The organism is Pedobacter sp. 01N416, from assembly GCF_056399685.1.
In genome coordinates this window covers 1-8,599 of record NZ_JBFTRT010000436.1, presented here as the reverse complement: position 1 = coordinate 8,599, position 8,599 = coordinate 1, and the positions used below count along the sequence as shown (strand labels likewise).

6 protein-coding genes are annotated in these 8,599 nt (G+C 36.5%); all 6 read right to left on the bottom strand.

What is annotated here, in order from left to right; genetic code table 11:
• Window positions 1-101: 101 nt before the first annotated feature.
• Entirely contained in the window at window positions 102-1,991 is a 1,890-nt protein-coding gene (locus tag AC1DND_RS20800; RefSeq protein WP_477584547.1) for a M60 family metallopeptidase, read from the bottom strand.
• On the bottom strand, window positions 1,892-3,610 hold the full coding sequence (locus tag AC1DND_RS20795) for a hypothetical protein (RefSeq protein ID WP_477584546.1): 1,719 nt from the start codon (window positions 3,608-3,610) through the stop codon (window positions 1,892-1,894). Before AC1DND_RS20795 ends, AC1DND_RS20800 begins: the two co-directional genes overlap by 100 nt.
• 36 nt (window positions 3,611-3,646) lie before the next feature.
• Complete coding sequence (locus tag AC1DND_RS20790; protein ID WP_477584545.1) at window positions 3,647-5,176, bottom strand: DUF5008 domain-containing protein; 1,530 nt, start codon at window positions 5,174-5,176, stop codon at window positions 3,647-3,649.
• 32 nt (window positions 5,177-5,208) lie between these two features.
• Complete coding sequence (locus tag AC1DND_RS20785; protein ID WP_477584544.1) at window positions 5,209-5,922, bottom strand: fasciclin domain-containing protein; 714 nt, start codon at window positions 5,920-5,922, stop codon at window positions 5,209-5,211.
• An 11-nt stretch (window positions 5,923-5,933) separates the two neighbouring features.
• Window positions 5,934-7,415, bottom strand: coding sequence for a RagB/SusD family nutrient uptake outer membrane protein (locus tag AC1DND_RS20780; RefSeq protein WP_477584543.1), 1,482 nt, complete (start codon window positions 7,413-7,415; stop codon window positions 5,934-5,936).
• A 17-nt stretch (window positions 7,416-7,432) separates the two neighbouring features.
• Window positions 7,433-8,599, bottom strand: a 1,167-nt coding sequence (locus tag AC1DND_RS20775; protein ID WP_477584542.1) for a SusC/RagA family TonB-linked outer membrane protein, incomplete at its 5' end; no start/stop codon positions are given.

Sequence of the window (8,599 nt, the reverse complement as noted above, 5' to 3'; positions counted from 1 at the left end):
AACTGGTGGTGGGTTATCATATTTTTTACAGCCAGTAATAGCCAATATAGAAAATACCATACTCGCTAAAATTATATAGTTGTGCTTTTTCATCATTTTGATTAAGGTTTAATGATATTACATTCTGAAAGGTTTGCATAAGTAGCATTTACTCCACTCTTGATTACTACTTTTACATATCTAGCGTTAACTACACCACCAGGGAAAAGAAAATCTTGCCTAGGTGCACTTTGCAGCAGTGTATAAGTACCAACTGAAGTATAGTTTACAGCATCTGTACTTGTAAAAATTTCTACATCTTTAACATAGCCTCCAGTACTTTGTCTTTGTGCAAATGTTATTCCTTTAATTGGAATAGGCAATAATGCTGTTTTAATGACGATATTTATTGGGTAGCCTAAAGTATTAGTTGCTGTTGCCGTGCCATAGTTRGAATGCCAATATGAGGCACTTGAAATCACACCGTCTACTAAGAATTTCGGATCTCCATCGCCTACCTGGCTTGAGCTTATGCTAAAGATAAAGGGATAAACAATTGGAGCAATTACGGCAGTTCCACCAGTTTTGCTTAGTGGTTCATAGGTCCAGATTTGCTTATCTAAAGGTGGATACTTAACAGCAACTTTATCTCTTACAGTCGGACTGGTTAAAATTCCCCAAGCATCAAAAAATGTTCCTAAATCTGTTTTGGTGTAATCAGACAGTTTTTCATAAACGAAATTGTGCATGGTAATATCACTATTGTTTAGTCGCTCAGCGTGGCGAGCTTCAGTATACAAATAGGTCATTGCTCCATAACCATATTTCTCAAAAATCTGCACAAATGGAGTCATTCGCATAAATGGATCATTCATAGCTAGGTCTGTATCAAAGTTTTTTGTACCAGCAGCGGTTGCATAGGCAACGGCCAATGGAAAACCTTTTGTTACAGAACCGTGTAAAATACTATAGTTGGTGCCGCGTCTATTGGCTACTTTAAAATTAAATAAGTTATTAGTTGTTTCGCCTAAGGTACTCCAACTCCAAACTTTTCCTTGCTGCATATTGTGCCCAAACTCATGATAGGTTCCCCAAGCACCTTCCAGATTCAGGCTTGTCATAGAACCAAACCATTCATTATCGTTTAGGCCTACAAAAGGAAAGCCACTGTGGCCGTATCCTAAACTCAATTGAATATCCAAGACGCCTCTCCATGGTCCCTGCGGACTTCTATCTCTTGGATCTAAGGCGTTATCAGATAAGCCCATCCAAGCATTGTAATCAAGATCAAAAACTTGATTCCAGTTGGTTAATACAGCTGTTGGATTATTAAATGGCTTAGCTGTGGTTAAAGAAGCAATTATCCTATCTCTAGGTATTAAAAAAACTACTCTTTTGGCTCTTAATTCTAACCAAGGTACTTTTGAAGCTTTAACCTGATCAAGCCAAGCAGCATCAGTACTTGTATTTAAAATAAAATCTGGCGAAACCACAGCATTTGTAATGGTAAATTCAACCGGGTTAGGATAAGCATGGCTAGCACGAATGTAAATAGTACCACCATATAAATTACGCACATAATTATTACCTGCATAAAGTTGCTGGCGCATATACACCAAAGGATCCCTTAATAATGGAGTTTTACCATTAAGGTTATCTGTATGTCCACCAATTTGTACAACCAAACCTTCTATACCCTGTGGTACTACAATTTTCACCAACTCCCCAGGTGCAGCATAATAACCAGTGCTAAATTGTGGCTCTGGTGCTACAGAAATGCGTAAAATATCTGCAGTCTGATCGCTATAATTTAAGTCCAAAGTAAATTTGGCATCTTTAACACGAGGTTCTGATTGATCTACTAAACCAGGAAAAACTTTTGCCTGGGCATACTTTGATTTATCAATAACCTTTAAGTTGGTATCGATAGTTCCGGTAGCAACATTTCCCGAATTGTCAGGATAGCCATCTGGAATATTGTAACCGTACTTTTTACAAGCCGTTGTGGCCAATAACAAGACAAGATATCAACACCATTAGGTACTGCCGTAAATGCAGCTGGTGAAATTTCTGGAGAAATATTTGGCGATACTTCGGCGAATGGAATAAACTGAATGGGACCAGTATAAGTCATGTTATTACCTTTACCAGAAGCATCAACGGCAACAGTACCACTGGTTTCATCAAATGGCCAATAGCCTAACAAATTACCAAAAAACGGGTTACTAGGTCTAAGCTGGACACGCATGGTGCTGGCAACTTCAGTAGCGCTCATGGCTACGTTGAATATGGCCAAATCTTTAACCATAAAATTGGTATTTTTCCCTATATCTGCTCCTATTCGTAATGGAGCTATATTGTCTCTGTTCGTTACGCCAATATTTGTTGTTACTTTAGAAATTCCATCAATATAAAAAACAGCAGTTCTGGTACTACCAGATGTAGTTATTGTAATTGCATACGTATGCCATTTACTATCATTCATTACTGTACCTCCCTGTAGCGTACTAGCTCCAGTAAAACTTTGCTGTATATTGTTACCTCCCCTAAAAAAATACCACCCTGCACTAGAACCAAATGTAACATTCTTACCCATAAACGCAGGGAAGCCACTTCCTGCTCCAAGATCATCCCTCATTTTAAACATCATGGTGAAATTACCACTTGTACCAAAGTTACCTAGGTTTGTATTACTGTTTAGCAATGCTTGTGGGCTTAATGTTGCATTGGATAAAAAACGCGGTGCAGTACCAACATACGGCAAGTTGCTCACGTCTGGTTGGTTTATTATTGTTGTAACAAATTTGGGATTATAAAATGCTAAAAATGTATTTCTGGAAAGATCATTATAGATGTTACTACCACTAGCACCACCAGAAGCACCGCCACCCTTATTAGAAGCGATTACCACTAGCCAATTTTCTGTGTTGTAAGTTTTTCTGGCATTTAATGCTTTCATAATTTCGCCTATATAACTATCTATATTCTGGATAGCTAATGTATAGCTTGGTGTAGTTGTTGTATAACCAGCAGTAGCACCTGCAGTTTCGGCGCTATGAAATTGTGCCACCACTAAGGAAGCGTCTTTTGTGGATAATTCATCAACAACGGCCGCCTTTACCTCAGCATCATCAGTAACCGTTTGTTTTACCGTAGCATCAACTGCTAAATTATCATTAAAACCAGCAGAAGCTGCAATTGAAACTGACCTAACATTACCCAATCTTTCTTTGATTCTGGTAAAAATAGTTGGAGTTGCCTGCAAGTTAAGACCTCCGAAATTTTCGTTAGTCACATTATGCTTGGTGTAATCTACACCTGTAACCATAGTGGTCCAGGCAGCAGCATTCGTTAATTGATTGTACTGAAAATCTGCTAAACCATCGTAGCTATAAATAGCATTTTGGCTTATTGAAGTGATGTTTGCTGGCGCTAACGATTTCAAAACTGAACCTTTAACACCGTCCATGATAATATACAATACCTTTTTACTGTTATTGCCAATACCAGCTGTATCGTTTTTAAAAGATTTTGGCAACGTGTTTTCAAAATCTTTGTTGCAACCAAAATTTAGTGCAACTAAACCCATGATCAAAATGCCGATTAAGTGCTTAAAGTTTAAATTCATCATTCTTTTCATTTTATATGTCCCTTTCTTTAAAATCTATTAGTTAGCAATAATTAATCGTAATACATTATGAGGGATGATGGTGTTAAATCTTGCAATATTTCCCACCAAAATAACGCTGGCACCATTGTTTATTGATTTCTCATACATATCATAAATCCTTCCTTGAAAGCCTCCTATATTGTTATAACCCACTGCCAAACTACCGTTTGCCTCTAGTATGGCAAATCCTTGCCTCAAATAAGTACCATATTTATTAAAAGAACCTGCTACTATTATTTTACCGTTAGCTAACTGACCAGCGAAAGATGTAATACCTCCCGTAAAGCCTAAACTCGTAAACGTACTCACGTTAGAGCCATCTGCATTTAATAGATTTATACCATCAACTGTTTTTCCGTTAAAGGTGTTAAATAAACCCGCTACTACAATTTTATTGGTAGTTGCATTGTAACGAATAGAATAAATATCTCCATCAGAGCCAGTGCCTACATTAAATGTATTATCTATACTTCCATCAAGGTTTAGCCTAACAACACCATCACTGTTTACCCTTACCATCTGACGCATTTTGGTTACATCGTAAACTTTTGCATCATAGCTAGAATTAGTCACATACATCCTTCTGAAATTTTGAAAATTTCCTATCATGTAAATTTGTTCGCCGAAAACAAAGGTTTTTCTGATTGTTCCATCAACACCTGCGTTAAATGCAGCTACGGTGTCCTTATTCTTATAGGTTTCTTCTGGTTTGGGATTAATTACATCCACAACCATACTGTCTAAAGTACCGTCACTTTTTAATCTTACAATATTGTTAAGGGTTTGTCTATTTCCTCTGGTTGAGTTGTAAGCGGTAAAACTCCCTGCAACTATAAATTTTCCAGTATGGGTTCCCGTTGTAATCAGGTTAATGGAATAAATACTTTGATTATTACCAACAGCCCCTTTTCCAAAATTAAAACTATTTGCTGTAGAGTAAGCCCCATCTGCATCTATCTGAACAATACCTCCATTAGGTAATTTTCCTGTACCCTTTAGTTCAAAATTGCTAAAAGCCCCCCCCAACAAAAAATTCCCAGTGGCTAATGCTTGCATCGTATAAACATCTGTGCTTCCACTACCCGTTACTGTTCCTGCACCATTTACAACTTTAAAGGTTTTGTCTACACTTACCTTACCGCCAACTTTTACCACTGGCCCGAAAAACAATTGTCCATTCAGCTCAACCCACATGCTACCCGTACTAGCTTCCAATGGCACATTAAAACTTATGGTACTATCTGTTCTAGCGGTTAAAGGGGCTTCAATCTCATTTACAAATATTTTAAAATCAGTATCCTTATATTTAGCCGTTGTTAAACCGCTTACCTTAATAGTTAAACTGGTACCAGCTGTTACAATATCAGGCGATGTATTTTTTGAAAGAATACTAATGCCTAATGTAGTTTTACCTCCAGCATAAGGATCTTCTGCAATTCCTTTCTCTTTTTCACAAGCAACTATTACAGCCATGGCAAGAATTGCCAAACCGATTAGCTTAAATTGATATATTTTATTTTTGAACATCTTATTCAATTTTAAAAGTAATTATTTAACAATTAAGGTGTTGGAGGTAAAATACCAGATGTAATAACTTGTTCTATAAATGTATCTGTATTGAATCCAAAGTTGAGTTTTGTCTTATTGAGTACATGAACCACTCCATTGCTAGGTTGGATATCTGAGCTAGCAACTGGTATATTAACCAATGAAACCTGTGGATTGGATAAATCTGGTATATAAGCCAAATATAATTGGCGATATCCGGCATAAACTACACCACCCGCATCATTGAATATAACACCTATATTCATGATTTTACCAGCATAAGAGGTATAATTTTGACCAGGATAAGCAAGGTAAGACGCAGTGTCTCTTTGTGGATAATCCTTTAATAAATTTTTTCCCTTGAAAATATATTGAGACAAAGTGTTTTTCCAAACCGACTGTTTAATTTGCGACAATTGAGAAACTGTATCCTTGCCATTAAATTTCAAATACTGGTTTAAACGTTTAATTGATTTATAAATAGAACCACTTGGTGGTGCAAAAAAGGTGATTTGCTCTTTGTCAACCACATCAGTCATCCCAGCTAATTGTATCACCCTTAGGGTACTATCAAAAAATACCGGCTTAGATTTTAAGTACTGTAAAATTGTACCATCAAACTTAGCTTCATGTGTACCACTATCGAAATAATATTTTTTGCAGCTACCAAATACCACTAATGCAGCAGCTAACATTAAAAAAACAATTTTATTTGTATGTTTCATTTTCATATCTATTAATTCCAAAAATTATTTCCAACCAATTTCGGATTAGCCAAACGCTCTGCAGAAGAAATAGCTAATGGCCATGTCCATGCACCAGCATTGAAATCTGTTACCGTAATCGGGTTACTTGAATAATCTGCGTCTAAAATTCTTTTGGTACGCACCGCATCAAAAAAGAATTGTCCTTCGCCGATTAGCTCACGGCATCTCTCAAAATAGAGGTCTTTTTTAAGCTCCTCGCCATTAGTAATCAATAAAGGTGCACCTGCCATTACCCTTACCTGGTTAGCGAAATCTCTAGCTTGGCTATCATTATCTAATTCTGCAGCAGCTTGTGCAGCCAATAAAATCATATCTGGTAACCTAAAAATAATGGCACTATCATCGCTATTTATTGTTAAAGTAGACCCAGAACCCGTAGCATAATTGTTAATGTATTTTTTAAACTGGAAAGAGTTGTTATCCGAATCGTAATTCGCAAACCAGGTAGCTAACCTTGCGTCTGCCACACCTGCCGGAAAAAGCTTAGTGATGTAACTTTTCCTATAATTCATCCTACTAGTGGAAGTAGAGACACCACCATAATATGGGTAGTGAGCAAAGAAATAACCATACAAAGCATTTTGGTTAAAATTTTCACCGTAGTTAAAATCTTGCAAAATAATGAACAGATTCTCAGAAGAACGACCTTTGAATATCCTTTTTGTATTTTCTGTAGTTATAGGTAACAACTGATAATCAGTATAAGTAGCCAATTCATTAGCCAAAGCAATAGTAGCAGTATAATAAGGTTTTTTATCTGTGTTATCCCAAGCGGCAGCCCACATATTTAGATGCATCAATAAAGCAATAGCGCTTCCTCTAGTAGGTCTTATACCAATTTTAGATGGATCAGCATTGGTTACTGGCAAATCATTTTTTACAGCTTCCATATCCGCGATACATTTTTTCAATACCGTTACTTGGTCCGTTCTGGCTAAAGACGTGCTATGGTAAGCATCAGTATAGTAAATGGCATCCCCAAAAAGTTTGCAGATGAACATATAGCTTAAGTTACGTAAAAATACCGCCTCAGCCTTATAGTTTTTTCGCTCTGTTTCAGACAGTTCGCTACTTGGCACCTTATCTATTTCTTGGTACATGATATTTGAAGCAGCAATCACATCATACCAAACTTTCCAATTTTGCATGCTATTAAACGCAGCGCTAGGAACTAGCTTCATGTTGTTTGCAATTAGGTTATTGTAATCGGCACCTGCATTACCGGAAACAAAATTACCCCTCATCTCTAATGCTGGTAAAAAAGGACCATCACCAACTTTATCTCTCAATCGAGTATAAATTCCATTGGTAAAGCCTTCCACATCAGTTTTGGTTTTCCAAAAATTGTTACCAGATAGGGCATCAATTGGCGTTACGTTTAGGAATTTTTTACAACCTGGTGTTATCAAACAAAACACCATTGCCAACAATAAATATTTTATATTCTTCATTTTCATCGTTTAAAAGATTAAAATTCTATGTTTAAACCAACTGCAAATTKTTTAGCCAAAGGATATCCACCTGGATAATCCCTACCTAAAGTTGTTACGTTTTCTGGGTTAGGCCCAGAATAATTGGTGATAAAACCTAAGTTAGAGGCGGTGGCATTTACACTCACCCTATTCATGCCATATTTATTTGTAAGTTTTTGTGGCAGCGTGTAATAAACCTTTACTGAGTTTAATTTGAAGTACGAACCGTCTTCTTGAAACAAGGTTTGAGAATACCTAAAAGGGTTGATGATGGACGACCTAATAAAATCTAAGGGATTACCATAGGCAGCTACATCTCCTTGGGCAGCCCAAACACTATATTGAGACAATGGCACCAAATTGCCCATTGTAGTAGGGGTACCAAAGTTTGCAAATTGTGCAGCCAAACTATTGTTTAAAATATCACGTTGTAAAGTAAAGGAAGTGTTGATCTCTAAACTCCAGCTTTTATATTGTAACAAGGTATTAAAACCACCAGTTATCTGGGGTTGGGAGTTACCTGCAATTACTTTATCATTTTCATCCAATACATAATTACCATCTAAATCGGTAAAAACAGGGTCACCAGCTCTAAAATAATTTAAGATATTCTTAGCACCTACACGATAAGGTAACCCAGTTAATGGATCTACAGGCACTTGTCTGTTAGTAGCATAAACCCCTTTGGTATTATACAAATAATTGGATAATGAGTTTAAACCTAGACGATAATAAGTATCTTGATCTTGAGTTGCTACATCATCATAAATCTTTTCACGTAAACCATCAGGCAACTGCGCCAAAACCTCTCTGTTAATTGCCAATGTTGCAGTTAAACTTAATTTAAAAGGGCTAGATGCATTTAAAGGGCGACCGGTAACCATAAACTCCCAACCATAATTTACATTACTAATTTGTGTATCTGAAATACCGTTAAATGAGGTTGTTGTAGACAGCTGCTTAGTCTTTAAAATATTATCAGTTTGTTTGTAATAAGTATCAAATATTAACGAAAATCTGTTATTAAACAAACCAAGGTCAAAACCTGCGTTATAGGTGGTAGCTTTGGTTGGTTCTAAACTTAAGTTAGGTAACAAAGAGGTATCTAGAATAACTGATTTAGTGTTATTATAATTATCGCCACCATAGTACATACCATAAGC